21 protein-coding genes and 1 tRNA gene are annotated in these 23,656 nt (G+C 61.4%); 13 read left to right on the top strand and 9 right to left on the bottom strand.

The window, feature by feature from the left end; genetic code table 11:
• The first annotated feature begins 142 nt into the window (after nt 1-142).
• Nucleotides 143-219: transfer RNA gene (locus GGR30_RS16290), tRNA-His, on the top strand.
• 67 nt (nt 220-286) lie between these two features.
• On the opposite strand, the gene GGR30_RS16295 is transcribed toward GGR30_RS16290, so the two are convergent.
• Both GGR30_RS16295 and GGR30_RS16300 read right to left on the bottom strand, forming a co-directional pair.
• Nucleotides 287-1,180: a DMT family transporter gene (locus tag GGR30_RS16295; protein ID WP_183488249.1), complete on the bottom strand. Its 894-nt coding sequence runs from the start codon at nt 1,178-1,180 to the stop codon at nt 287-289.
• A gap of 145 nt (nt 1,181-1,325) precedes the next feature.
• Nucleotides 1,326-2,237 carry a LysR family transcriptional regulator gene (locus GGR30_RS16300; RefSeq protein WP_183488251.1) on the bottom strand — a complete coding sequence of 304 codons (912 nt, stop codon included), beginning with the start codon at nt 2,235-2,237 and terminating at the stop codon, nt 1,326-1,328.
• Nucleotides 2,238-2,395: 158 nt separating this feature from the next.
• Here GGR30_RS16300 and GGR30_RS16305 point away from each other — a divergent pair, with 158 nt between their 5' ends.
• From GGR30_RS16305 to GGR30_RS16330, 6 genes are all read left to right on the top strand, one after another.
• Nucleotides 2,396-3,283 (top strand): carbon-nitrogen hydrolase family protein, encoded by an 888-nt coding sequence (locus GGR30_RS16305; RefSeq protein ID WP_183488253.1) that lies wholly within the window; start codon nt 2,396-2,398, stop codon nt 3,281-3,283.
• 85 nt (nt 3,284-3,368) lie between these two features.
• On the top strand, nt 3,369-4,961 hold the full coding sequence (locus GGR30_RS16310; protein WP_246413956.1) for an ABC transporter substrate-binding protein: 1,593 nt from the start codon (nt 3,369-3,371) through the stop codon (nt 4,959-4,961).
• A 9-nt stretch (nt 4,962-4,970) separates the two neighbouring features.
• The gene (locus GGR30_RS16315) at nt 4,971-6,635 is read left to right on the top strand and encodes a dipeptide ABC transporter ATP-binding protein (RefSeq protein WP_425488363.1); all 1,665 of its coding nucleotides are present in this window, start codon (nt 4,971-4,973) and stop codon (nt 6,633-6,635) included.
• The gene (locus tag GGR30_RS16320) at nt 6,632-7,564 is read left to right on the top strand and encodes an ABC transporter permease (protein WP_183488257.1); all 933 of its coding nucleotides are present in this window, start codon (nt 6,632-6,634) and stop codon (nt 7,562-7,564) included. The genes GGR30_RS16315 and GGR30_RS16320 overlap by 4 nt, the downstream gene beginning before the upstream one ends.
• On the top strand, nt 7,561-8,427 hold the full coding sequence (locus GGR30_RS16325) for an ABC transporter permease (RefSeq protein ID WP_246413957.1): 867 nt from the start codon (nt 7,561-7,563) through the stop codon (nt 8,425-8,427). Before GGR30_RS16320 ends, GGR30_RS16325 begins: the two co-directional genes overlap by 4 nt.
• Nucleotides 8,428-8,463: 36 nt before the next feature.
• Complete coding sequence (locus tag GGR30_RS16330) at nt 8,464-8,961, top strand: hypothetical protein (RefSeq protein WP_183488259.1); 498 nt, start codon at nt 8,464-8,466, stop codon at nt 8,959-8,961.
• A 54-nt stretch (nt 8,962-9,015) separates the two neighbouring features.
• On the opposite strand, the gene GGR30_RS16335 is transcribed toward GGR30_RS16330, so the two are convergent.
• Both GGR30_RS16335 and GGR30_RS16340 read right to left on the bottom strand, forming a co-directional pair.
• Complete coding sequence (locus GGR30_RS16335; protein WP_183488261.1) at nt 9,016-10,350, bottom strand: TrkH family potassium uptake protein; 1,335 nt, start codon at nt 10,348-10,350, stop codon at nt 9,016-9,018.
• Between the two features lie 3 nt (nt 10,351-10,353).
• Complete coding sequence (locus GGR30_RS16340) at nt 10,354-11,379, bottom strand: potassium channel family protein (protein WP_246413958.1); 1,026 nt, start codon at nt 11,377-11,379, stop codon at nt 10,354-10,356.
• A gap of 362 nt (nt 11,380-11,741) precedes the next feature.
• Here GGR30_RS16340 and GGR30_RS16345 point away from each other — a divergent pair, with 362 nt between their 5' ends.
• The gene (locus GGR30_RS16345) at nt 11,742-13,394 is read left to right on the top strand and encodes a hypothetical protein (protein WP_183488263.1); all 1,653 of its coding nucleotides are present in this window, start codon (nt 11,742-11,744) and stop codon (nt 13,392-13,394) included.
• Nucleotides 13,395-13,633: 239 nt separating this feature from the next.
• Nucleotides 13,634-14,938, top strand: a complete 1,305-nt coding sequence (locus GGR30_RS16350; protein ID WP_246413960.1) for a polysaccharide biosynthesis/export family protein — start codon at nt 13,634-13,636, stop codon at nt 14,936-14,938.
• 495 nt (nt 14,939-15,433) lie between these two features.
• On the opposite strand, the gene GGR30_RS16355 is transcribed toward GGR30_RS16350, so the two are convergent.
• The 3 genes from GGR30_RS16355 to GGR30_RS16365 form a co-directional block, all read right to left on the bottom strand.
• Nucleotides 15,434-15,772, bottom strand: a complete 339-nt coding sequence (locus GGR30_RS16355; protein ID WP_183488265.1) for a hypothetical protein — start codon at nt 15,770-15,772, stop codon at nt 15,434-15,436.
• 207 nt (nt 15,773-15,979) lie between these two features.
• On the bottom strand, nt 15,980-16,966 hold the full coding sequence (locus GGR30_RS16360; RefSeq protein WP_183488267.1) for a WD40 repeat domain-containing protein: 987 nt from the start codon (nt 16,964-16,966) through the stop codon (nt 15,980-15,982).
• Complete coding sequence (locus tag GGR30_RS16365; protein WP_183488269.1) at nt 16,966-18,033, bottom strand: CobW family GTP-binding protein; 1,068 nt, start codon at nt 18,031-18,033, stop codon at nt 16,966-16,968. Before GGR30_RS16365 ends, GGR30_RS16360 begins: the two co-directional genes overlap by 1 nt.
• A gap of 220 nt (nt 18,034-18,253) precedes the next feature.
• Here GGR30_RS16365 and GGR30_RS16370 point away from each other — a divergent pair, with 220 nt between their 5' ends.
• On the top strand, nt 18,254-19,294 hold the full coding sequence (locus tag GGR30_RS16370; RefSeq protein WP_138748668.1) for a LacI family DNA-binding transcriptional regulator: 1,041 nt from the start codon (nt 18,254-18,256) through the stop codon (nt 19,292-19,294).
• 57 nt (nt 19,295-19,351) lie between these two features.
• A complete protein-coding gene (locus GGR30_RS16375) occupies nt 19,352-20,311 on the top strand; it encodes a 2-hydroxyacid dehydrogenase (RefSeq protein ID WP_183488271.1) in 960 nt (319 codons plus the stop codon).
• 2 nt (nt 20,312-20,313) lie between these two features.
• Here the strand turns inward: GGR30_RS16375 and GGR30_RS16380 are convergent, their stop codons facing one another.
• Nucleotides 20,314-20,748, bottom strand: coding sequence for a MarR family winged helix-turn-helix transcriptional regulator (locus tag GGR30_RS16380; protein WP_183488273.1), 435 nt, complete (start codon nt 20,746-20,748; stop codon nt 20,314-20,316).
• Between the two features lie 74 nt (nt 20,749-20,822).
• On the opposite strand from GGR30_RS16380, the gene GGR30_RS16385 reads away from it, so the two are divergent.
• Complete coding sequence (locus tag GGR30_RS16385; protein WP_183488275.1) at nt 20,823-21,257, top strand: hypothetical protein; 435 nt, start codon at nt 20,823-20,825, stop codon at nt 21,255-21,257.
• Between the two features lie 36 nt (nt 21,258-21,293).
• Here GGR30_RS16385 and GGR30_RS16390 read toward each other — a convergent pair whose 3' ends face one another.
• Nucleotides 21,294-22,052: a gamma-glutamyl-gamma-aminobutyrate hydrolase family protein gene (locus tag GGR30_RS16390; RefSeq protein WP_183488277.1), complete on the bottom strand. Its 759-nt coding sequence runs from the start codon at nt 22,050-22,052 to the stop codon at nt 21,294-21,296.
• A 274-nt stretch (nt 22,053-22,326) separates the two neighbouring features.
• Here GGR30_RS16390 and GGR30_RS16395 point away from each other — a divergent pair, with 274 nt between their 5' ends.
• Entirely contained in the window at nt 22,327-23,445 is a 1,119-nt protein-coding gene (locus GGR30_RS16395) for a TRAP transporter substrate-binding protein (RefSeq protein ID WP_183488279.1), read from the top strand.
• The last annotated feature ends 211 nt before the right edge of the window (nt 23,446-23,656 follow it).

A 23,656-nucleotide genomic window follows, 5' to 3' on the forward strand; every position in this document is an offset into this window, starting at 1 on the left:
CAGGTCCGGTCTTTTCATCGCGCACGGTTAACGGTCGGATTGGCGCCAAGGCACAGGATTTTTATCGATCGGTCATCAAGGGGCTTGCAAAAAGCTGTCAGGCCTTTTATGTGAGCCGCGATGCATGACGCATCGTCCTTGTGCGGTTGTAGCTCAGTTGGTTAGAGCGCAGGTTTGTGGCACCTGAGGTCGGTGGTTCGACCCCACCCAACCGTACCATCCATTTCTTCCGGATATTCGACTTGCAGCGGATAAATGCTTGGCTAAGCGCAATCTTCCCGCGGGCCTAGCGTCGCTCGCGCAGCACGATCACGCCGCTTGCAACGATGATGGCGCTGCCGAGAAGCGAGATGGCGTCGGGACGCTCGCCCAGAATCAGAACCCCGAGAACAAGAGCAAAGAGCAGGCGGGAATATCGGAAGGGCGACACCGAAGCGATGCGTCCGGTTCTCATCGCAAGCGTCAGTCCGCAATAGCCCAGCATGCCAAAGAGCGTTGCCGCCGCCAGAAAGCTCCAGGTCAGAGCTTCTGGTGGTGCGGTGCCGCCCGAAAAGATCAACAGGACGGCGCCAGCCAGTGTCAGCATGGCAAATCCCAGCACGCCGATCTGTGCCGTTGACATGGAGACCGGCGCTGCCCGCGTCGCCAGATCCCGCCCGGCAAACCCGATCGTGCCGAGAACGGCGAAGATCGCGCTGGCGCGGAAACCTTCAAGTCCGGGGCGCAATATCAGCAGGACGCCGATAAAGCCCGCAAGGATCGACAGCCATTTTCGCGCTGTCACCTGTTCGGAGAAGAACAGGATCGCGCCAAGGGCAACGATCGCCGGCGCCGCCTGCAGGATTGCCGATGCGTTTGAAAGCGGCGTCAGGGCCAGAGCCAGAGCATAAAACAGCCGGCCGCCGATCTCGCAGACCGAACGCAGCATCATCACCTTGGAGAAGATGGCGGGATGCAGCGCCCGCTCGCCCTTGAAGCGGGCGAAGAGGGCAAAGCACAGCGTGCCGACAAGCCCGTAGATGACGACAGCCTGTCCGACCGGAATGTCCGTTGATGCCTGCTTGACCGCCAGATCCTCAAGCGCGAAAGCGCCCATTCCGAGCGTCATGAACAACGCTCCCCGGGCTTCCGCGGAGAAATGATCCGGCGGGTTCAGGCGTCGGGAAAGGGGCAAGGCCATCTGTGCTCTCGGATTTCGGTCGGGACGAATGCCCGCGAAGGGCTTGGCCTATATCCATGCGAAGGTTGAAAATGTAAAGCGGATCCTCACTGCAACGCGCAGGGTCAGGTCTCGCCAGACATTCCTCGAATTCTGTTGTCGGGCTCTACTGCGGATGAAGCGTCTTCTGCCACCTTTCGCGACCGCGTCCGATCAGCCAGTCGCTGATGGCGATCGCGGCACGGCGGTTCATGCCGTGCTGGGAAAGTTGCAGGTAGTAGACGGAGGCTTTGTCGATCCGGATATCGGACAGTCGGACCAGTTCGCCACGTTCGAGATAGGGTTCGATCAGGGCTTCCCGGCACAACGCGACGCCGAGCCCGCTGAGCGCCGCGTCGCAGATCAGCGCCGAACCCGAGAAGAAAAGCCGCCTTTCGTCTCCATCTTTCAGTGCCCCAATGCCTGCGGCGGAAAGCCATGTTCGCCACATGCGCATGTCCTCGTCATGCAGAAGCGTGGCGCTGGCGATATCGGCTTCGCTTTCGATCGCGTGGCGGGCCTGGTAGGACGGCGCGCAGACCGGGATTGCCGATCCGGGGATGATCGGCTCGGCACCTTCCGGAATCTGGCCGTCGAGGGCAAAGCCGATCAGAAGATCGGGCTCCGGGCTTACCGGCTGGTCCGAAATATGTTCCTGGACATAGACGGAGACCTCCGGGTTTTCCGCCATGAAGGCTTCGATTTCCGGCAGCAGCCAGTTGGGGATCACAAATCGAAGCGAGGCGATCGAGACGGGAAGTCTCTCGCGCATCGTCAGCCGGTCGATCTCGTGCCTGATCGCGCCGAAGCTCTCGTTGATGACCTGCGCCAGGCTTTCTCCGGCCTCCGTCAGCGCGGTCTGGCGGCCTTCGCGCCGCATCAGCCTGATACCCGCCCAGTCCTCGATCTGCTTGAGCTGATGGCTGACGGCGGAGTGCGAGACGCTCAGCGTCCGAGCCGTTGCCGTCACCGATCCGCTTTGATGAAAAGCCTCCAGGGTTTTCAGCGCCCTTAATGGGGGCAGGCGATCCTGTGCCATGTCGATACCTCCTTGCGGCGCAATGTCATGTTAGTTTTATAGACGAGAAGAGGAAATTTTGTACTTTTTTTGTCGGATTTCTCATTCTAGCCTGTGGTTGATCGATTTTTCGGCTCTGCCCGTTTCTGAGGCATTGCCCTTGGCCGGAGGGACGCAGGATGACCACAACGACTGTCGCGACCAACGATCATGCGACCATCCGTCTCGCAATGGCGCAGATGTGCTCGTCAAATACGCATGTCCGCAATATCGAGATCGTCACAAGCCTTGCCGCCGAGGCCCATGCGGCGGGCGCCGACCTTCTGGCCCTTCCGGAAGCTTCCGGCATGGTCAACAAGGACGTGGCGTCCGCGCGTCTTTCCGTCACGGATGAAACGCGGGATCCCTTTCTTGCGGCCTGCCGTGAACTTGCGGCGAAATACGGGCTCTGGATCCATACCGGTTCGACACCGCTTGCCGGCGCCGATGGCGGCCGGTTCTCGAATGCCAGCCATCTCATCGACGGGAGTGGCGTGTTCGTGGCACGCTACGACAAGATCCACCTGTTCGATGTCGACCTGCCGGGAGAAATCTCGCGCCGCGAATCCGATCGATACGCGCCGGGTGGAGAAGCGGTGCTGGCGGATACGCCCTGGGGGCCCTTCGGCATGTCGGTCTGCTACGACGTGCGCTTCCCCCATCTCTACCGTGACTATGCCCATGCCGGCGCCAGGATCCTGTTCATACCTTCGGCTTTCGCGATGTCGACGGGAGAGGCGCATTGGGCGACGTTGCTGCGCGCGCGCGCCATCGAAAACGGCTGCTATGTCGTGGCGGCGGCCCAGTGCGGCCATCACGATGACGGGCGGGAGACCTGGGGGCAGTCGATGATTGTCGATCCGTGGGGCACGGTCGTGGAGGACATGGGCAAGCGCATCGGGCTTGCGGTGGCCGATCTCGACCTTTCGCTTGTCTTGAAGACCCGCCGCTCAATTCCGTCGCTCGTCAATGAACGCGACTACAGTTTTGAACCGGATGCAACGAACCGGAGGCGGCAAACCGCCTGAAGCGTTGCGGCAGCATCGTCATGCAATAAGAAACGGCGGGCCCGCCGCCCGTTGCGAGAAACGACTTTCAGAGGGATCGCATACCATGTTGAAACGAAGAACGCTTCTGACGTCCGCCATGCTTTTCCTGAGCGCCGGCGTATCGTCCCTTGCCACGGCGCCGGCCTTTGCGCAGGAAGACACAAGACCGGACTTTGCCTTTGCCGTCGACAATCTCTGGTCGACGCTCGACCCGGTGATCGGTCTTTCGACGACCGGCGGCCGGGTCTACGGCAATGTCTTCGACACGCTGGTGAAACGGAATTATTTCGAGGACCCGGAAGGCAACACCATCATCCCCGGGCTTGCTACGAGCTGGGAGCAGGTGACGCCGACCACCTGGCGGCTGCACCTGCGTGAAGGGGTGACGTTCCAGAACGGCGATCCGATGACCGCCGAAGACGTCGCCTTCTCGCTTTCCGAGGAGAGGCTCTGGGGCGAGAAGCCGCTCGCGCCGCGCGGCAAGAACTACGCGCGCGGGCTCGTCGGCGTCACCGTTGTCGATGACTATACGGTCGATCTGGAAACGGCCTATCCCGATGCCACCTTCATCAACCGTCTGACGACGCCGATCGGCTACGTTCTTCCGAAGAACTATTATGAGAGCCTTGGCACCGAGGCCTTCGGCCAGATGCCGATCGGAACCGGTCCCTACAAGATCACGGATTTCGATCCCTCCGACCACGCGATCGCGGAAGCCTATGACGACTACTGGGGCGGAACGCCGCCGCTGAAAAGCGTGACCTGGAAGATCGTTCCGGAGTTCTCGACGCGTTATGCCGGTCTGGTCTCCGGCGATTATGACCTGATCATGAGCGTTCCCGTGGACCAGATGGAATCCGTCGAAGCCACTGACGGGATTCATCTGATCGTTGACCAGATCGGCAATTATCCGATGTTCGCGTTCAACACGCTCACCATTGAGGGGATGGACGACAATCCGCTCGTCGATGCCAATCTGCGCAAGGCGATGGTGATGGCGATCGATCGGGACGCCATTACCGAGGCGCTGTGGAACGGCATGACGTTTACGCCGACGCCGTTCAATTTCCCGGAATACGGCCCCTATTATGATCCCGAACGCAAGGCGACCTACGGCTACGATCCGGAGCGCGCGGCCGAGTTTCTTGCCAAAAGCGACTATGACGGTCAGCCGCTGACCTGGAACATCGTGCGCGGGTTCTACCCGAACTACGAGGTGGCCGCCGAATACATGGTCGAGATGTGGCGCGACCTGGGCATCAATGTCGAACTCAACATCGTCGACAACTTCTCGCTCGCCTATCAGCGCCCGTTCCACATGCTCAACATGTCGATGTCGTCCGAGTTTACCGGAGACCCCTACCGTCCGCTCTGGCTGGACTGGGGGCCCTCGTCGAGCCGCGTTACCGCCGCCCACCGCACATGGGCGCCGACCGAGGATTTCCTGGCCGATGGCGAGCGCTTCGAGCGCGCTCAGACCTTCGAGGAGAGGAATGCCGCCTATCTCGACCTGGTAGAGGACTGGGAAGACGTCACGCCGGGCATGTATCTGTGGCGCAACGTCCAGACGTTTGCCATGAGCGACGAGTATGAATGGGATCCGGGAAGCTCGCAGTTGACGATTTTCACCAGCGATTTCCTGACGATCGAACCCTAGGACATGCATGTGCCTGACGATCGGTCGGAACTGCTGGAAATTCGCGGCCTGACGATCGCCCTGCCGGATGGCGCTGACCGCGAGCATGCGGTCCGCGGCCTCGATCTCTCGATCCGTCCGGGCGAATGCGTATGTCTGGTCGGCGAGAGCGGCTCGGGCAAGTCGATCACCGCCCAGGCATTGCTGGACATGCTGCCGCGCGGTCTGGAAAAGACCGCCGGCGCGATCATGTTCGAGGGCGCTCCGCTTCCGACGGGCGATCCTGCCGCCATGCGCAGGCTCAGGGGAGGAAGGGTCGGCCTGATTTTCCAGGAGCCGGCGGCCACGCTTGATCCGGTGATGACGGTCGGAAAGCAGATCGAGGAATTGCTCCTGGTCCACGGCATGGGGTCGGCGCGCGCCCGGCGCGAGCGAGCCATGGAGATGATTGCGGCCGTCAGGCTGGCCGAACCCGAACGGATCCACAAATCCTACCCGCATCAGCTTTCCGGCGGGCAGGCCCAGCGGATCGCCATCGCCATGGCGCTGGCGCTCAAGCCGGCGCTCTTGATCGCGGACGAGCCGACGACCGCACTCGACGTTACGACACAGGCGGAAATCCTGGCTCTGATCCGAGACCTGCAGGACGAATTCCAGGCAGGCCTTCTGTTCATCACCCACGATCTTTCGGTCGTCGCCGATATTGCCGACCGGGTGATGGTCATGCGCGATGGCGAGATCGTCGAAGCCGGCACGCGCGACGCGATATTCGAGGCGCCCAGCCATCCTTACACGATCCGTCTGCTCGAGAGCCTGCCGAGGCCGGGCTCACGGATTGCTCCGGAACGCGACAGGCCGGCGGTGCTCGAGGCGCGCGATATTGCCATCACCTATCATCAGCGCGACGGTCTTTTCGGGAACCGGGACATCGAGGCCGTGCGCGGGGTGTCGCTTTTGCTGAAACGCGGCGAGACCCATGGCCTTGTCGGCCAGAGCGGGTCGGGAAAATCCTCCCTCGTGCGCGGCATTCTCCAGCTCGAGCCGCTGGCCGGCGGGTCGGTGATCCTCGATGGCACCGACATCGGACAGTTCGCGACCGGCATGCCGCGCGCCATGCGCAAACGCATCCAGCTCGTGCAGCAGGACCCGTTCAGCGCGCTCAACCCGCGCCAGAAGGCCGGATGGAGCGTTGCCGAGGGCGCTCTGATCCACGGCGCGACCCGTAAGCAGGCAGCCGAACGCGCGCGCCAGATACTCGCATTGGTCGGACTGCCGGAACAGGCCTTCGATCGCTTCCCGCATGAATTTTCCGGCGGGCAGCGACAACGGCTCTGCATTGCTCGCGCGCTGGTGGTCGAGCCGGAAATTTTGGTCGCCGACGAGGCGATCTCGGCGCTCGATGTTTCGATCCAGGCCCAGATCCTGGCGCTGTTTTCAGCACTTCAGGAAAAGCTCGGCTTCGCCATGCTGTTCGTGACCCACGACCTGCGCGTCGCCGCTTCGATCTGCGACGAAGTGACGGTGATGTACCGCGGCGAGGCAGTCGAGCAGGGGCCGGCTTCAAAAGTGCTGGTGACCCCGGCCCATGATTATACCCGAACGCTGCTCAACGCGGTTCCAGACAGGGCCGGGCGCGCGACCTCATCGCTTTCGAGGACAGGGGGGGTATCGGCCATGGGAGGCGATCTTTCATGACCCGGATCATCCTGTTTCGCGTTGTTCGTTCGCTGATTACATTGCTGATCGCAGTGACGATCGTATTCTTCTTCATTCGCCTTTCCGGCGACCCGGCGCAGGCGCTCGCGCCGCCGGACGCTCCGCCGGAAGTGGTGGAGGCCTACCGTGTCAAGCTGGGGCTCGACAAGCCGCTGCCGGTTCAATACGCCAATTACGTTCTCGGCCTGTTTCAGGGCGATTTCGGCTATTCGATCCACACCGGGAAATCGTCGCTCACGCTGTTTCTCGACCGGCTCCCGGCAACATTGCTGCTTGGCGGCACGGCGCTCGCCATCGCGGTCGTCTTCGGCATCCTGATCGGCGCAGTCGCCGCGCTTAACCGCAACAGTTTCATCGACCGGCTGGTGATGGGCTTTTCGGTCTTTGCCTTCGCCATGCCGAATTTCTTCTTCGGTCTGGTCGTGATCCTGACGGGCGCGCTCGTCTTCGGCGTGTTCTTCGGCGCGGCGGCCAATGGCCATATCTCGCTGCTTCTGCTGCTGCCGCCTGCGGCAACGCTGGGGCTTGCCTCGATGGGCGCCTTCGCGCGGTTCACGCGGTCCTCGCTGCTGGAAACGATCAACCAGCCCTTCATGATGGCGCTTGAAGCGCGCGGGGTGCCTGCGGCGCGGCGATTGTGGCGGCATGCCGCTTCCAATGCGGCCATTCCCATCGTCACCATGCTGGGCCTCAGCCTTGGCGGACTGGTGGCAGGCGCGGTGGTCACGGAGCAGGTTTTCGCATGGCCGGGCGTCGGGCAGTTGCTGGTGCGTTCGGTCGCCACCCGAGACATCGCCGTGGTTCAGTTCCTGGTGCTTGCCGTCACCTTCTCGATGACCTTCGCCAACCTTGCAGTCGATATCCTCTATTCGTTTCTTGATCCGAGAATCCGGAGGGCTGCGTCATGAGGCACGGAAACTCGCTTTTCCATGGCATGCCGCTCGCCGTGCGTATCAGTATCGGCTTCGTCGTCCTGTTCGTCCTGTTCGCCCTCTTCGGTGGCTTCCTGACGCCCTATGACTTCCGTCAGACGTCGTTGCTTGACCGGTTCGAACCGCCGGTGTTTCTCGGCGGGTCCTGGGATCATGTTCTGGGCACGGACGGCCGCGGCCGCGATCTTCTGGCTCGGCTTGCCATGGGGGCTAAGGTGACTCTGCTGGTCGCCATCTTCGGAACGCTGATCGGCGCGGTGTTCGGCTCGCTTCTCGGGTTGATTGCCGGCGGCATGCGCGGCAAGACGGACACGCTGATCATGATGGCGGTCGACGTGCAGGCCTCGGTCCCGATCATCATCGTCGCATTGTTCGTGCTGGCGCTGTTCAAGAGCAGCCTGCTGCTGATCGTGATCATGGTCGGCTTCAGCGGCTGGGAAAACTACGCCCGTCTGGTGCGCGCCTCCACGCTTTCGGTGCGCGAACGCGGTTACGTCACGGCCGAACGGGTTCTGGGGGCCTCCGCGTCTCGGATCTACCTGCGCTATATCCTGCCCAACATCTTCAACGTCATTCTGGTTCAGTTCACCATCAACCTGCCGCTGACGGTGCTTCTGGAGACGGCGCTGAGCTTTCTCGGCCTTGGCGTGCAGCCGCCAATGACGAGCCTCGGTCAGATCATGAGCGACGGGCGCGACAGGCTGATGACCTCGTGGTGGCTCACCATGTTTCCCGGCGCCATCATCTTTTTCCTCGCGCTTTCGGTTTCAATCGTCGGCGACTGGCTGCGCGACCAGCTTGATCCGACGCTTCGCAATGCAAGCCGGCGAGGCGCCTGATCTGAAAGCCGCACTTCTTTTCTTTCGACAAACAACATGAAAATGAAAGACACGACCATGCTGATCGAAGCTCTTGCCACGGGTCGGGGCCTACCCGCCATCGAACCTGATCTCTGGGACAATGCACCCCTGAGCGGGGTCTATCGGTCGTTTCATCCGCAGAGCTACTGGAGCAACGGCATGTTTCCTGCGGGGTTTCGCCTCACCCTGACCATGCGGTTTGAAGAGAATTTCCTTGCCTATGAGGGCGTCAACGACACCAATCCCGAAAAACTTTACGTCAACAAGTTCGATGCGACGCTGGATGACAAGCCTGCGCCGATTGCGGGTAACGCCCGCTACAACGAAGTGCGCATCCGTCAGTTGAGCGCCCGCGAATTCCAGGTGCTGGAACAGCTCGACGGCGATGTGATCATCGGCCAGTACTGGTGCTTCTCCGAGGACGCCTCGACCCTGATGCGCTGGGGCGTCGGCAAGGCCCCGGATGGTTCATCGAAGGCCTTTTTCGAGACATTCGGCCGCCTCGCAGACTAGTGCGGCGGCGAAGCGGCAGAGGCGTGGAACAGCCGGGGCCTGATCCGAGCGCATCTATCCGAGATAGACGGTGCCTGCCGGATAGCCGATCCGGCTGGGTCTTCGGGTAGCCAGGAGGAAACCCAGCGTCATGGGTCCCACGCGGCCCACAAACATGACCGCCATGATGACGGCGCGTCCGGCACTGTCGAAGTCGCCCGTGATGCCGCGGGACATGCCGACGGTGGCGAAAGCCGAGACCGTTTCGAAGGCGATTGCGAGAAAATCGCCTTCATGAAACAGAAGAAGCATGAAGATCGAGCATAGAACGAGCAGGGTGCTGATTGTGGCAAGCGCCAGCACTTTCATGACCTGTTCCAGTCCAAGCTCCCGTCCGAAGACATGGATAGTGGCCCGCCGCCTGAAAAAGGCGATCGTCGCGAGCATGAGGACGATGAAGGTCGTGACCTTGATCCCTCCGCCTGTCGAGGTGCTGCCCGCGCCGACGAACATCAGGGTCATGAACATCAGCGAGGTGCCGTCTGAAAGATTGCCGATCTCGACAGTATTGAAGCCTGCGGTGCGGGTTGTCGCCGCCTGAAACCAACTTGCCCACAGACGATCGGACCAGGCGAGTTGACCGAGGGTCCCCGGATTGGTCCACTCCATCATGGCAAATGAGATCGTCGACCATGCGAGCAGCGCCACTGTTCCGGTCAGCATCAGCTTGGTGTGCAACGAGAAATGGCGCCAGCTACGCTTGCGCCACAGATCCGAGGCGACCGTGAATCCAAGCCCGCCCATGATGAACAGAGCCGGAATGGTCAGGTTGATGACGGGGTTCCCGACCCAATGGCTGAGACTGTCCGGAAAGAGCGCGAAGCCTGCATTGTTGAAGGCGGAGACCGAGTGAAAGAGGGATTGCCACAGGCCTTCGCGCCAGCCTGATTCAGGCACGAAAACCAGTGCCAGCAGAACAGCTCCGATCAGTTCGCACAACAGGACGACCTTGAGGATCACGCGCGTCAGCGCAAGGAGGTCGGTGGCGGAGGTCTGGTTGAGGTCTTCCTTCAGGTACAGACGGTGCGTGAAACCGACCGGCAGGCCAAGCATGGACAGGATCAGGACCGCGAAGGTCATGAGGCCGAGCCCACCAAGCTGGATCAGCATCATCACGATGGTCTGGCCGAAAAAGGTGTAGACGCTGCCGGTATCCACCACGACGAGGCCCGTAACCGTAACGGCCGAAGTCGCCGTGAAGGCGGCATCGGACCAGGTGATCGGGCTTGCCGTGGCAAGGGGGAGCTTCAGAGCAGCCGTGCCGAGGGCGATGAGACCGGCATAGATCAGGATCAGGACGAGCGGCGGCGCCAGTTGAGGCGTTGGACGTTTCGGATAGATGCGCAGCATGCGTCAGTCTCCGTCACGCAGGTCGTCTCCGAAGTGACGCAGGTCCCCTCGTTTTCCGAGCAGGAGCAGCTTGTCGTCCTCCCTCAGCGTCAGGTCGCCGTCGTCACAGGACAGATACTGGTTGTCCCGCATGGCTCCCAATGCCCTGACATTGTATTTTTCGAAAATCGCGGCCTTGCCAACCATCTTGCCATCGAGTTCCGCCGGGACCTTGAAGTCGACCACGTGATAGCCGTTGCCGAGGCTGACATAGTCTCGCACGAGCGGGTTGTGCAGCATCTGCGCGATGTGCTGTCCGATTTCGTGTTCAGGAAGGATCACGCGATCGGCGCCGAGCTTCGTCAATATCCGGTGATGCGTCCGGTTGAGGGCCTTGACCCAGATCGTCTCGACGCCAAGCATCTTGACGTTCATGGTGCAAAGGACATTGGCTTCCAGGTCTTCCCCGATCGCGACTATGGCGACGTCATAATCTCCGACGCCGGCTTCTTTGAGCGCGAGTTCGTCCTTTCCATCGGCAATCACGGCCTCCGTCAGCGTTTCTGCCAGCCGCGTCACATACTGTCCGTCGATGTCGATGCCCAGGACCGGATTGCCAAACCGGGCGAGTTCACTGGCGACTGTGCTGCCGAAGGTTCCAAGACCGATCACGGCGAAGCTGCGGGTTTTCATCGTTTCCCCTTTCGGCTGATGCAGGTGACGGCAGGAAGCGTCATCTTTGCCTGGAATGCAAGTCTTGCTGACCGGCGACACCGGCCCTGCGTATCCGGCCGTTTCAGGCAGCCCGGCGCGCTGAACGACGGAGCCGGGATCGGTTCCCGCCGGTGCATCTGGTCTTCCGCGTGATGAAGAGGTCAGGCCGTATGTGGGAGAAAGGCCAGCCAGATCGCCGGCCGGCAGATGACAGAGCGGGCCTGGGCGACAGGCTTTGTTGGCCCGGGGTGAGGCGCGCTCCATCTCATCTAGAGACTGCCCTGCGTAGTTTGGGTGACCGGCACGGAACGGGAGCTCCGTCTCCTGCGCTTCCATGGAGCCGCCCTTCTTGTCGTTTCGCCTCTCGGATCGGTTGCGATGGAGGCGATTTGGTTGTTTATGGTTAAAATGCTGTAAAAATGCCGCTTTCCTTTGGGGGGCGATGCGCCTGAGGGCGGGATTTGGCGTTATGCCGTCGTCTGTGACCTGTGGAAACCTGATCGCACTGAGAGTATAAGTACTTCGAATCACTCATAGCGGGCATTTTTTCGGGTATTGATGGCGCATTCTTCTACCCTTGGTTTATCTGTTGGTTCTGCGTGCCTTTAGGTTCCTGACATCCGCTTGTTTAGGATTTGTTAATGGGCTATCGTCACCTCGATTTTTTAGGATGTTTTACGATCGGGAAACGGCGGTTTATGTCCAGAGTATCGAACCTGGCCGGTTTTCTTCTTTTGCCCGCTTTTCTGGGCGGCTTTATCGGTTTGGCGGCCTCGAGGCCGGCGGAGGCTCAGGTCCTTGAGGGGCCCGGAGCCCTGTTTCTTGACCAGACGCCGATCGAGATGATGGCCTCCAACTATTCGAGTTTCGAGACCGGATACCTTCTGCCCAAGGGGGCTGTCTATCTTCAGTTCGGCTCCGATCAGACCCTTGGCGGCGCCTCGACCGGCACGCAGGTTTACGACGGGCGCGCCGACTGGGCGATCACCGATCGCTTTCAGATAAGCGGCTTTGCTCATGTTTTTGACGACCCGCCCCTTTGCGCGGCGGCGATCTGTGATGACAATCTTTCCTTTCTCGCCGGTGGAGCCGGCATCAAATACGGCCTGATTGACGGCTACGGTCTCTCCATGGCGGCCTTCGGCTCGCTGGAAGGCGTTTTCCTGTCCGGCAATCTTTATCAGAATGACGGAAACGGGACGCTGGATCTTGCCGGCAGCCTCCAACTGCCGATCAGCCTGACGGTGACGGATTCCCTGCGTTTCCACGTAACCCCGGGTGTTTCTTTTCTGCCCGACAGCATCAACGGCCAGCCCTATTACGGAACAGTGCCGTACATCGGCGCCGGTCTGACCTGGCAGCCGGTCACCGGACTGCAATCCTATGCAACGGTGATGCTGCCATACGGAACCGATGGCAATACGCTCTCCAGCTCGGCCGGCCTCGAGACGACGCCGGTCTGGATGGCGGGCGTCAAGCTGGCCATAACCCCCAAGGCGGCGGTTGATCTTTTTGCCACCAATGGCTGGGGAATGACTCCGGCAACCAGCATCATCGCGCTTCCGCCAAGCTCGGATGATATTGCCTATGGTGTCCGCCTCAGCTACACGCCCTTTGTCGGCGAGGCGACGCGTGACGTCTATTTCGACAGCTACAGGGTGGATATGCTGAGCCCGGTTACCGAACTGGAACTGCAGGAGCAGATCGGCGGTATCACTCTTGCAAGCGCCGACACGCTGTCGCCCGGACGTATTCTGGTGGAAGCGGGGATGGGAAATCGGGGCTTCGGCGACGTCCATCTGGCCTTCAGTCCGGATCAGGACCTTCAGCTTGACGCCATCTTCTCGCAGTATCCTTCAGGCGGCGCCGCCGGAAACGCGCTGAGCGTTTGGAACGATGAATGGTCCTATATGATCGGCGGCAAGCTCCGCCTGATGGACCAGAAATACGGCGATCTGTTCTCGCTGTCAGGTCAGGTGCTTGCCGGCCGCGATTTCGTTAAACCGACGACCGGCGTGCTTTACGGTGCGCTCCCGGCAAGCCTGGCTTTCTCGGAAAAGGCCAGCGTGACGCTTGAAACGAAATTTGCCGCCTATCATCAGGAACGCATCTGGGGCATCGGCGCTGGCGTCTCGGTCCGTCCGTTCCGTGATCTCGAGCTCATGGGCGAGGTTACGGGCGTTTCCGATGGCGCCGACGTGATCTGGTCGGCGGGTGCGCGGTATGATCTCCACAACACGCCCTTCAGCGCCGATGTCTATGCCACAAATGCAACAGGTCTCCACGGAGTGGGAACGATGCTTGCCCAGGATGAGCCGCGCTATGGACTCACGCTGCGATTTGCTTATTAAGGGAGAATGAATTGACCCGGTTTCCGCATTCAACCCGATGTCGCCAATTGGTCACAGGGCGAAGAGAAAAACACCATTTCTGGTCGTTTTGCCGTTCCGTCAAGGAGCAGAACCAGTTTCTGATTAATTGTTTTCGAGTATCCATGTATTCTTGCCGGGCGCTTTGCTTGTCTCCCGCGGGGTGATACGTTCTGGGCTTATAAATTCGGGGCAAGTGACAGCAATTCGGAGAGTTTCAATTGCGTGCCATTACCGTCATCCTCACCGCGATCGTCATGACCGGGTGTAGTGCATTGTACAACGTATCGGAGGTTCGCCCGGTTGTGGGAGAGACCTCCGTAGTCAAGGTTGTGCCGGTGACGAGCCAGAACGTGACGATGGCGAACGCCATGACGCCCTATACGCCGCGCTCGCTGCCGCCCGTTTTCGACCAGACGGCAACGCTGCAGAGTTCGGCCGTGCCGCGTATTTCGGCTTATCGCCCGCAGAAGCGCCCCGGTTCGGTTCAAACCAACCTGCCGCCTTTGCAGGAGCCAAAGCCCTACAAGATCGGCGTTGGCGACGTGGTGCTTCTGGCAACCCCGAATGCTGATTCTTCGACGCTGAACCAGATGAATGGCCTGCTTGCCGCTCAGAATTCGCGCCAAGGTTACACCGTACAGGATGACGGAGCCATCGCGATCCCGACGGTCGGGCGCGTCTCCATCGCCGGCAAGACCCTCAAAGAGGCTCAATCCCTTCTGTTTCAGAAGCTCGTCGAGAGTCAGATCGATCCGAACTTCAATCTCGAGATTACCGATTTCAACTCCCAGCGCGTCGCCGTTGGCGGCGCTGTGGGGCAGCCGCAGCTCGAGCCGATCACTTTGACGCCGCTTTATCTCGATGAAGCGGTAACCGCGGCCGGCGGCATCGTTGCCACGGATCCGGAATACGCGACGGTCAGGCTTTACCGCGATGACAAGACCTACCAGGTCCCGGCAACCAAGCTGTTTGCCAAGAAAGATATTCCGCGGGTTCTGCTGCAGAACGGGGACCGTGTCTTCGTCGACACGGAATTTTCGGTCGAGCTGGCCGAAAACTACATGCGCCAGGAACTCGACCTCGCCAAATTCCAGCGCGATGTTCTGGACGAGCAACGCGACATCTTCCAGACCCGTCTCTCAATGGATGCGGTTGATCGCGACTACGTCTACGTCTTCGGCGAGGTCAAGAACCAGGGCCGTTGGCCGCTGCCCTTCGACCGTTACGCCTCGCTTGCAGACGCAATGTTCGAGCAGGGCGGCATCCAGCCTGTCACGGGCAACCCGCGCCGAATCTATCTCCTGCGCAAGGATCGTGACCTGAGCACCGGCGCAATGGGCATCACGGCCTGGTCGCTCGACGCTCAGAATACCGCCAATCTTCTGCTGGCAACCGAGCTTCAGCTTCGTCCGAACGACATCGTGTTCGTCGCCAGCCAACCGGTCACCAACTGGAATCGCCTGATCTCGCAGATCCTGCCGTCGATCTCGATCATCGGTACGGCCAACGGCATTCTCAACTGATCCGGAGCCGCGTTTCGTGAAAACGCGGCTCTGCCTCTTTGTTCGGCATAGAACCATGATTTCGAGGCTTCGGGTGTGCGGGGAACGCGCTTGCATGGCTTATCGACCGGCAACGCGATTCGCGCGATGAGCCATGCCCCGCCGCGTTTCTCGCGGCCGAGGGAAAGCATCTGTCTTTGTCGAAAGTCCGCCCCTGCATTGCGAGTGAACGTCCGCGGTGCGGCGATCAGCGCGCTTGGAAACGATGCGGGACGCGCGGTGTCATCTCATTCCCAGAGAGGATATCGGCAATGGCCGATCGTCGTTTCGGACGGAATAAGCGGATGATGGGGTCGTCCGCAGAGGCGACCGGCGTCCTGGCTGGAGCCTTCTGGCCGGGACCTTCCGGCAGCGTTGCCGCATAGAGCATTTCGCAGTCAGGCGGAAACGCCTGACTGCGAAATGCGTCAAAACAAACAGATAGAGCGCCGTGCGTCCGAATGGACGCACGGCGCTCTAGTAGCCCGGCGGCAGGATAGAGAGTTCGTCGCACGTCGCCTCGTTGCCGATCAGCGTGTCGCGCAGCCCCGCCTGCTGTCGGGCGCGCAGCCGGGCGGCATCGATATCTGGCTGGTCAGCGCCCATCTCCCGCGCCTTCGCATAGATTTCTTGGGAGGCGTCCCGCAGTTTCCTGTCGCCGCGCAGGCTCGTATAGCTTTCGCAGCGTTGCGCCGCGAGTTCGGCGCGCGCGCCCTGGTCCAGCAATTCCTGCAACGGCGTTTCGGGCGGGGCAGTCTGGCATCCCGCGATCGTTGCCAGAGCGACGATCGCGGCCGCCTTGATCAGATTGACCATTGTTTTTTCTCCCAACTGGTTATTGCCGCCCATCATAGCGGAAATCAGTCGCGTGAGTCTGCCTTCTTGCGAGAGCGAGCGAAGCTATTGTTGCTCCAGTCCGAAAGGCGGCAATGCTGCCGGCAAAAAAATTCAGCCCGATGCGGCCGGGCCGGAAAATCGGGAGTTTGGGAAAGAGGATTTTGCCAACCGGGACGGCGATCGTCTTCAGGCCGCGATGGTAACGATGCCGCAATCGCCGGCTTCGGAGGCGAAGGCCAGGCGCTGACCCGCTTCGTCCCAGGAGAGTGCGGTAATGGCGCCCTTGCCCTGGCGGCGCAGGAGGGCTTCCTTCTGGTCGGAAAGGCGCACGGCCAGGATCATGCCATCGATGAAGCCGATGGCGAGCATTTCCTCCGAAGGGTGGAAGGCGACCTGGGTGACCAGGATATTGGCGCGGGTGCCCAGTTCGAGCGGCGCCTTGCCCATCGGCCCGTCCTTGCCGGAAAACGGCCAGACGATGGCCGCCGGCGCGCCGGACGTGGCGAGCCACTTGCCCTTCGGCGACCAGGACCAGGATTTTACCTTGGTCGGATAGCCGCTCATGCGCATGTGTCGCGCTTCCGCCGAAAGCTTCCCGTCCAGCTTCCAGCCATGCAGCGCGTTCTCCTGCATGGAGGTGACGAGGAAGCGCCCGTCCGGGGAGAAGGTGATGCCGATATGAGCGCCCTTCCATTCGAGATCGACCGGGGGAGCAGAGCCCGCGACCCAGTGCAGCGAGGCGCCGTTATAGCGCGCGGCCGCGATCCTGAGCCCCTTGGGGGCGAATGTGACCGCCTCGACGCTGCGCTCCTCGGTGAAGAGATGTGACGCGCCGCTGGCAATCACCCGCGTCTCCTTGCCCACGGCATAGGCGACGGCGCCGTGCGGGCCGCCGGCAACGACGGAAATCCACTTGCGCGGCACGCTCGCCAGTTCCTCGAAAGAGCCGTCTTTGGCAACGCGAAGAACGCGACCGTCCTCGCCGCCGGTGATCAGCGACTGGCTGAAGGGGTCGCGCACGCAGGTCAGGAGGCCGTCATGGGCCTCCGTCACCTTCTCGCCGTCATCGAGCCGGTGGATCCGGCCTCCGGCCGTGGCAAAGAACGCAATTCCGCCGAGAAAGGCGGCGGCGATGACATGATCGTCAATGTCGACGGGCGCAACGCTCGGCATCAGCTCTGGACCTCGCAGGCCCGGAAGCTCTTCTCCAGCTTTTCGCGGTCAAGGTCGCGGCCGATGAAGACGAGCCGGCTTTCGCGCGCCTCGCCGTCCTTCCACGGGCGCTGGTGATCGCCCTCGATGATCATGTGGACGCCCTGGACAACATAGCGTTCGTCGTCGTTGTTGAAGGCGAGAATGCCCTTCAGGCGGAGAATGTTCGGGCCCTGGTTCTGGGTGACCGACTGGATCCACGGGAAGAAGCGGTTGGGATCGAGCGCGCCGCCGCGCAGCGAGACCGACTGTACCGTCACATCATGGTGATCGGAGAGACCATGATGATGGTGGTGGTGGTCATGATCGTGGTGATCGTGATCATGGTGGTCGTGGTTGCAATCGGGGCCACAGACATGGTCGTCATGATCGTGGTCGAGGAAGTGCGGGTCGTCCTCCAGAACGTGCTTCAGATCGAAGGCGTTCTGGTTGAGGATCCGCTCCAGCTCGATGCCGGAGCGTTCCGTCTTGAAGATGCGGGCAGCCGGATTGATGGCGCGCACCAGACCCTCGACGTCTGCCAGTTCTTCGGCGCTGACGAGGTCGGTCTTGTTGAGCAGCACGATATCGGCGAAGGCGATCTGGTCCTCGGCCTCGCGGCTGTCCTTGAGACGCAGCGGCAGGTGCTTGGCATCGACCAGCGCAATAACCGCGTCGAGCGCGGTCTTGGCCCTGACGTCGTCATCCATGAAGAAGGTCTGTGCCACCGGAACGGGGTCGGCAAGGCCGGTGGTCTCGACGATGATGCCGTCGAAACGCGGGCGTCGCATCAGGCCCTCGACAACCCGGATCAGGTCGCCGCGCACCGTGCAGCACACGCAGCCATTGTTCATCTCGTAGATTTCTTCGTCGGATTCCACGATCAAGTCGTTATCAATGCCGATCTCGCCGAATTCATTGACGATGACCGCATATTGCTTGCCGTGGTTTTCGGAGAGGATGCGGTTGAGCAGGGTGGTTTTTCCCGATCCCAGATAGCCCGTCAGCACGGTCACCGGGATGGGCTTTGCAGCTTGCGTGTCAGTCATGATCGTTCCTTTGAAGGATTTTCCGCCTATATAAGGAGGATGGCGGCGGGCAGCAAGGCGGGGCGTCGCCCGGGCCGACCGAGAGAAGCCAGGCGCCACGGCGGTTTCCCCGGAAAATTAAACCGATTTTTGCTTTTATGTTGAAATCTTCTCGGTTTTTGAATTAAAATTTTAAATCAAGATCCCAAGCGCGGGGCGTTCAATCACCGGGAGAAATGCCGTGGCCCAGAAAGTTAAACTTTCCACTATTGCCGAATCTCTGGGGATTTCGACGGCCACGGTGTCGCTGGCGCTGCGCGACAGCCCGCTCGTGGCCAGCGCCACGCGCGAGCGGATCAAGGAACAGGCCCGCACGCTCGGCTATATTTACAATCGCCGGGCCGCCAGCCTCCGGACCTCGCGTTCGGGCATTATCGGCGTCGTCGTTCATGACATCATGAACCCGTTCTATGGCGAGATCCTCAAGGCCATCGAGAGCGAGCTCGACCGCAACCAGCACACTTTCATTCTCTCCAACCATTACGACTCGGTCGAAAAGCAGCGCAATTTCATCGAGACGCTGCTGCAGCTCGGCGGCGACGGGGTGATCATGTCGCCGGCGATCGGCACGCCGCCCGCCGATGTGCAACTGGCGGAAGACAATGGCATGCCGGCGATCTTCGTCGCCCGCACCATGGAGGAGCTGGACCTGCCGACCTATCGCGGCGACGACAGCTACGGCATTGCGCTGGCCACCAACCATCTGATCGGCCTCGGCCACCGCTGCATCGCCATGATCGGCGGCACGGACCAGACCTCGACCGGGCGCGACCGCTATGCGGGCTATGTCAATGCGCTGAAGAAGGCCAATATCCCGGTCGATCCGGGCCTGCGCATTCCGGGACCACGCACCAAGCAGGGCGGGTTCGAGGCGGCGGTGCATTTTCTGTCACTGCCGCAGAAGCCGACGGCGGCGGTCTGCTGGAACGATCTGGTGGCGATCGGCCTGATGAACGGGATTTCGCGCGCGGGGCTGACGCCGGGCGCCGATATTTCCGTCACCGGCTATGACGATCTGGAGGAAGCCTCGATTTCCACGCCGTCGCTGACCACGGTCTGGAACGGCCAGGCCGAGGTCGGGCGGCTGGCCGCGCGCGCGCTGCTCGACAGGCTGGCCGGTTCGAACGCGCCCAACGGCATGCACCTGATCAAGCCGGAAATGCGCATCCGCCAGTCGACAGGACCCTACCGCGAGACCGCCGAGAGCTATCTTGCGCTGTAGCGCTCTGCTACATGCTTCCATGTCCATTTCAGAACCAGAACATTTTCGGGAGGCCCCATGCCCAAAGAAACCGTCATGCTGTCGCAGAACCTCAATCCCTTCGTGCAGGGCGTGCTGAAGGACGATTACGAACTGGTGACCATGCCCGAGGGCGGGCCGGGCGCGCTGGGCGAAAAGGCCGCCGACATCCGGGCCGTCGTCGCCTTTGGCGGGTTCTCCGGCGTGCAGATGGATGCCCTGCCAAATCTCGAGATCATCGCCTGCCCGGGCGTCGGCTATGACGGCATCGACACGACCCATGCCGCAGAACGGGGCATCGTCGTCACCCACACGCCGAATGTGCTGAATGACGAGGTGGCCGATACGGCCATCGCGCTTCTCCTGAATTCCGTGCGTCGTCTCTATGCGGCCGAGCGCTTTCTGCGCGAGGGACGCTGGGAGACGGAAGGCAATTTTCCGCTCTCGCCCTTCTCGGTGAAGGGGCGCAAGGTCGGGCTCTACGGGCTCGGGCGGATCGGGCTTGAGATCGCAAGCCGGCTGGAGCCGTTCAAGGTCGAGATCTCCTATCATACCCGCAGCCCGAAAAAGGGCGTCGACTACGCCTACCACCCGACGCTCGCCTCTCTCGCGGAAGCCGTCGACACGTTGATATGCATCGTTCCGAAAACGCCCGAGACCCACAAGGTGGTCAATGCCGAAATTCTGTCCGCGCTCGGCCCTGACGGCATCCTCGTCAATGTCGGCCGTGGCTGGAGCGTCGACGAGGACGCGCTGATCGCCGCCCTCGAGACCGGAACGATCGGCGGCGCGGGCCTCGATGTCTTCTACGAGGAGCCGCATGTGCCGGAGAAGCTGCGCGGTTTCGACAATGTCAGCCTGCTGCCGCATGTCGCTTCGGCTTCCGTGCCGACGCGCCAGGGCATGGCGCAGCTTGTGGCCGACAATCTGAGGGGCTGGTTTGCCGAAGGCCGCCCGGTCACCCCCGTGCCGGAGACGCCGGTTCCGCCGAAGGTCTGACCTCAGGGCCGCTGCCTTCGGGTCGCGATGATCTTCTGCATCAGATGAAGAAACTGCGCGCTCTCTTCTGCCGAAAGGCCGGAGAGGGCGTCTTCGTTTTCAGCCGCGGCAGCTTCAATGGCCGGATCACGCAGGGCGCGGGCGCGCTCGGTCAGCTTGATGCGCTGGACCCGGCCATCTTCAGGATCTCTTTCCCGCTTGATCAGCCCGTCTCGCTCCATGCGTGACAGCGTGTTGGCCATGGTTGCCTGCTCGATGTCGAGCCGCTCCACCAGTTGCTTCTGCGTCAGCCCGTCATTTTCCCACAATTCCAGAAGCGCCGGAAACGTGCCCGTGGTCAGTCCGAGAGGCCGGATGCGGCCCGCAAGTCCGCGTTCAAACAGACGCGCCATGTGATTGGCGAGGTAGCCGGCCGATTGGTCTTTCTGAAACGTCATGCCCTTCGGTAGCATTTGCATAGCTTGCTATGCAATGATATATAGCATGCTATATAAAATGAAGGAGAAAACCCATGCTGAAGACATTGCATCCCGTTGCCGGCGCTCTGGCGCTGGCGATCATTGTCACTTTCTTCCTGTCGACCATTCTTTCGGAACTCTTCGCCGGGCCCGCCCTTGTGGCGCAGGTCAAGACCTGGATTCCGTGGGGTTTCCTGCTGCTGGCGCCCTTGCTGGCGCTTGCGGGCTTTTCCGGCTTTCGCCTTGCCCGGCCGATGCGCGGGCGGCTCATCGCCGCTAAGCGCAGACGCATGCCGCTGATCGCCCTCAACGGCATCGTCGTATTGATCCCGTCGGCGCTTTTTCTTGCGGCAAAGGCCGGGGCGGGCGCATTTGATGGGTGGTTCTATGCCGTGCAGGCCGTCGAACTCGTCTTCGGCGCGGTCAATATCGCGCTCATGGGGCTGAACATGCGCGACGGCCTGAGGATGACGGCAAAGCGCCGGTGACCAGCACGGTCGTCGGCAGCAGCGGGAAGAGGGGCGTCAACCCCGGCGAACGCCCGCCGCATAGGCCCTGACGGCGTCGCCGAAGGCCGCAAACAGTCTGCGCGAGGTCTCGTCTGTCTTCGCCCAGTATTCCGGATGCCACTGGACGCCGACGGCGAAATTCCTCGCGCCGATGACGGAAACCGCTTCCACCGTGCCGTCGGGTGCAACAGCCTCGACGGCAAGACCGGGGGCGACATCGCCGATTGCCTGGCGGTGCAGCGAGTTCACCTGAACCTCGCCGGCCCCGAGTATATCGGCAAGGCAGGTGCCTTCCTTCACATGCACCGGCTGACGGATGACGAAGAGGGCATCGCGGTCGCCTTCGGGCGGCTGGCGGTGGTCGATGCGGCCTTCGAGCTCATGCACCTCGCTTACCAGCGTACCGCCAAGCGCGACATTGAGTTCCTGGATGCCGCGGCAGATGCACAGGAGCGGCATGCCGCGTTCGATCGCGCGGCGGATCATCGGCAGCGTGGTGGCATCACGGCCGGGGTCGAAGGGGCCGTCGCGCTCCTCTTCCGTCTTGCCGTAGAGCGCCGGCGCCACATTGGAGCGCGAGCCGGTGATCATCACCCCGTCGACGCGGTCGAGCATGGCGTCGATATCCTGCGCCTCGCCCAGCGCGGGAATGATGAAGCTCATCGCGCCCGCGACATCCAGCGCCGCGCCGACATATTGCTGCTGTGCGGCATGCCAGGTGGTTTCGCGGAAAAAACAGGTATCGGCGGGAACGGCGACGATCGGTTTTGACATGAAGGCTCCGGCGTTTGTTTTTCGAAGTGATGTCGCCTTGGGGGATGTCTGTCAAACGAATCCGTTGCCTCCGGCCATGGCAAATTCTGATCGGACGATAACGCCCGGCGATCGGGGGACATTAGACATTGGTCTTACGGCGCCGGATTTCGGGGCAGAAAAGTCCCGTTCGTCTGCAGGCGAGAGTTGAAACATGTCAAGCAAAGTGCTTTCTTCGCTGAGACGTCCGCCGGAGGAGAGTTTGCGCGGACGCATCACATTTTGGGAGGTATCTATGGACCGTCGTTCGTTTATCAAAAAGGTCGGCGCCGGCGGCGTTGGCGCTGCTGCGGCAACCGCGCTTGCCGCGCCTGCGATCGCGCAGGAAAACCCGAAAGTGACCTGGCGTCTCACCTCGTCCTTTCCGAAATCGCTCGACACGATCTATGGCGGCGCTGAAGACATCGCCAATCACGTTTCCGCTGCCACCGGCGGCAATTTCGAGATCCAGTGCTATGCCGCCGGCGAAATCGTCCCCGGCCTGCAGGCCTTCGATGCGGTGCAGAGCGGCACGGTTGAGGCGGCCCATACCTGCTCCTACTATTTCTGGGGCAAGGATCCGACCTTCGCGATCGGCACGGCCATTCCCTTCGGCCTGAACCAGCGCCTGTCCAATGCCTGGTTCTACGAAGGCAACGGCAACACGCTGATGAACGAGTTCTACGACACCTACGGCGTCTACGGCCTGCCGGCAGGCAATACCGGCGCCCAGATGGGCGGCTGGTTCCGCAAGGAAGTGAATACCGTCGACGACCTGAAGGGTCTGAAGATGCGTATTGCCGGTCTCGCCGGTCGCGTCATGGAGAAGGTCGGCGTCGTGCCGCAGCAGATCGCCGGCGGCGATATCTACCCGGCGCTTGAAAAAGGCACGATTGATGCCGCAGAATTCGTCGGCCCCTATGACGACCAGAAGCTCGGCTTCTACAAGGTTGCCAAGTACTACTACTATCCCGGCTGGTGGGAAGGCGGTCCGGTCATCCACGGCTTCTTCAACAAGGCGAAGTACCAGGAACTGCCGAAGCACTACCAGGCAGCGCTCGATGATGCCTGCGCCTTCGCCAACACCAACATGATGGCGAAATATGACGTGAAGAACCCGGTCGCGATCCGCGAACTGATCGGCGACGGCGCGGTGATGAAGGGCTACAGCACCGAGATCATGCAGGCCTGCTACAACGCGGCCATGGAAGTCTACGCCGAGCTCGGCGCCGAAAACGCGACCTTCAAGAAGATCTACAACGATCAGACCGAATACAAGAACGCTGCCTATGGCTGGCTGAAGACCTGCGAGTTCCGTTATGATCAGTTCATGATGGCCCTTCAGAACGCCGGCCAGATCAAGCCGCTCGCCTGATCTGACAGAAGTTTTCTTTGTGCAATCGAAGGCCCCGGAAGCGATCGCTTCCGGGGTTTTCGCATTGGCGGAATTGATTTTGCCGATCCCCTGAATTTCCGTCATGCCGGGTTTATCCCGGCATCCTGTGTATAGCGGCTTGTGGTATGATGTGTGCGGGCGGAAGGTCGTCCGGCATCCTGGTCGTTAGAGACCGTTCCCTGGCACCTGA

This window comes from Martelella radicis, from assembly GCF_014196625.1.
Taxonomy (GTDB): domain Bacteria; phylum Pseudomonadota; class Alphaproteobacteria; order Rhizobiales; family Rhizobiaceae; genus Martelella; species Martelella radicis.

Excerpts from the sequence above, each read along its gene's own strand:
- GGR30_RS16295 (WP_183488249.1), bottom strand. The coding sequence starts at position 1,180 with ATGGCCTTGCCCCTTTCCCGACGCCTGAACCCGCCGGATCATTTCTCC.
- GGR30_RS16300 (WP_183488251.1), bottom strand. The coding sequence starts at position 2,237 with ATGGCACAGGATCGCCTGCCCCCATTAAGGGCGCTGAAAACCCTGGAG.
- GGR30_RS16305 (WP_183488253.1), top strand. The coding sequence starts at position 2,396 with ATGACCACAACGACTGTCGCGACCAACGATCATGCGACCATCCGTCTC.
- GGR30_RS16310 (WP_246413956.1), top strand. The coding sequence starts at position 3,369 with ATGTTGAAACGAAGAACGCTTCTGACGTCCGCCATGCTTTTCCTGAGC.
- GGR30_RS16320 (WP_183488257.1), top strand. The coding sequence starts at position 6,632 with ATGACCCGGATCATCCTGTTTCGCGTTGTTCGTTCGCTGATTACATTG.
- GGR30_RS16325 (WP_246413957.1), top strand. The coding sequence starts at position 7,561 with ATGAGGCACGGAAACTCGCTTTTCCATGGCATGCCGCTCGCCGTGCGT.
- GGR30_RS16330 (WP_183488259.1), top strand. The coding sequence starts at position 8,464 with ATGAAAATGAAAGACACGACCATGCTGATCGAAGCTCTTGCCACGGGT.
- GGR30_RS16335 (WP_183488261.1), bottom strand. The coding sequence starts at position 10,350 with ATGCTGCGCATCTATCCGAAACGTCCAACGCCTCAACTGGCGCCGCCG.
- GGR30_RS16340 (WP_246413958.1), bottom strand. The coding sequence starts at position 11,379 with ATGGAAGCGCAGGAGACGGAGCTCCCGTTCCGTGCCGGTCACCCAAAC.
- GGR30_RS16345 (WP_183488263.1), top strand. The coding sequence starts at position 11,742 with ATGTCCAGAGTATCGAACCTGGCCGGTTTTCTTCTTTTGCCCGCTTTT.
- GGR30_RS16355 (WP_183488265.1), bottom strand. The coding sequence starts at position 15,772 with ATGGTCAATCTGATCAAGGCGGCCGCGATCGTCGCTCTGGCAACGATC.
- GGR30_RS16360 (WP_183488267.1), bottom strand. The coding sequence starts at position 16,966 with ATGCCGAGCGTTGCGCCCGTCGACATTGACGATCATGTCATCGCCGCC.
- GGR30_RS16365 (WP_183488269.1), bottom strand. The coding sequence starts at position 18,033 with ATGACTGACACGCAAGCTGCAAAGCCCATCCCGGTGACCGTGCTGACG.
- GGR30_RS16375 (WP_183488271.1), top strand. The coding sequence starts at position 19,352 with ATGCCCAAAGAAACCGTCATGCTGTCGCAGAACCTCAATCCCTTCGTG.
- GGR30_RS16380 (WP_183488273.1), bottom strand. The coding sequence starts at position 20,748 with ATGACGTTTCAGAAAGACCAATCGGCCGGCTACCTCGCCAATCACATG.
- GGR30_RS16385 (WP_183488275.1), top strand. The coding sequence starts at position 20,823 with ATGCTGAAGACATTGCATCCCGTTGCCGGCGCTCTGGCGCTGGCGATC.
- GGR30_RS16390 (WP_183488277.1), bottom strand. The coding sequence starts at position 22,052 with ATGTCAAAACCGATCGTCGCCGTTCCCGCCGATACCTGTTTTTTCCGC.
- GGR30_RS16395 (WP_183488279.1), top strand. The coding sequence starts at position 22,327 with ATGGACCGTCGTTCGTTTATCAAAAAGGTCGGCGCCGGCGGCGTTGGC.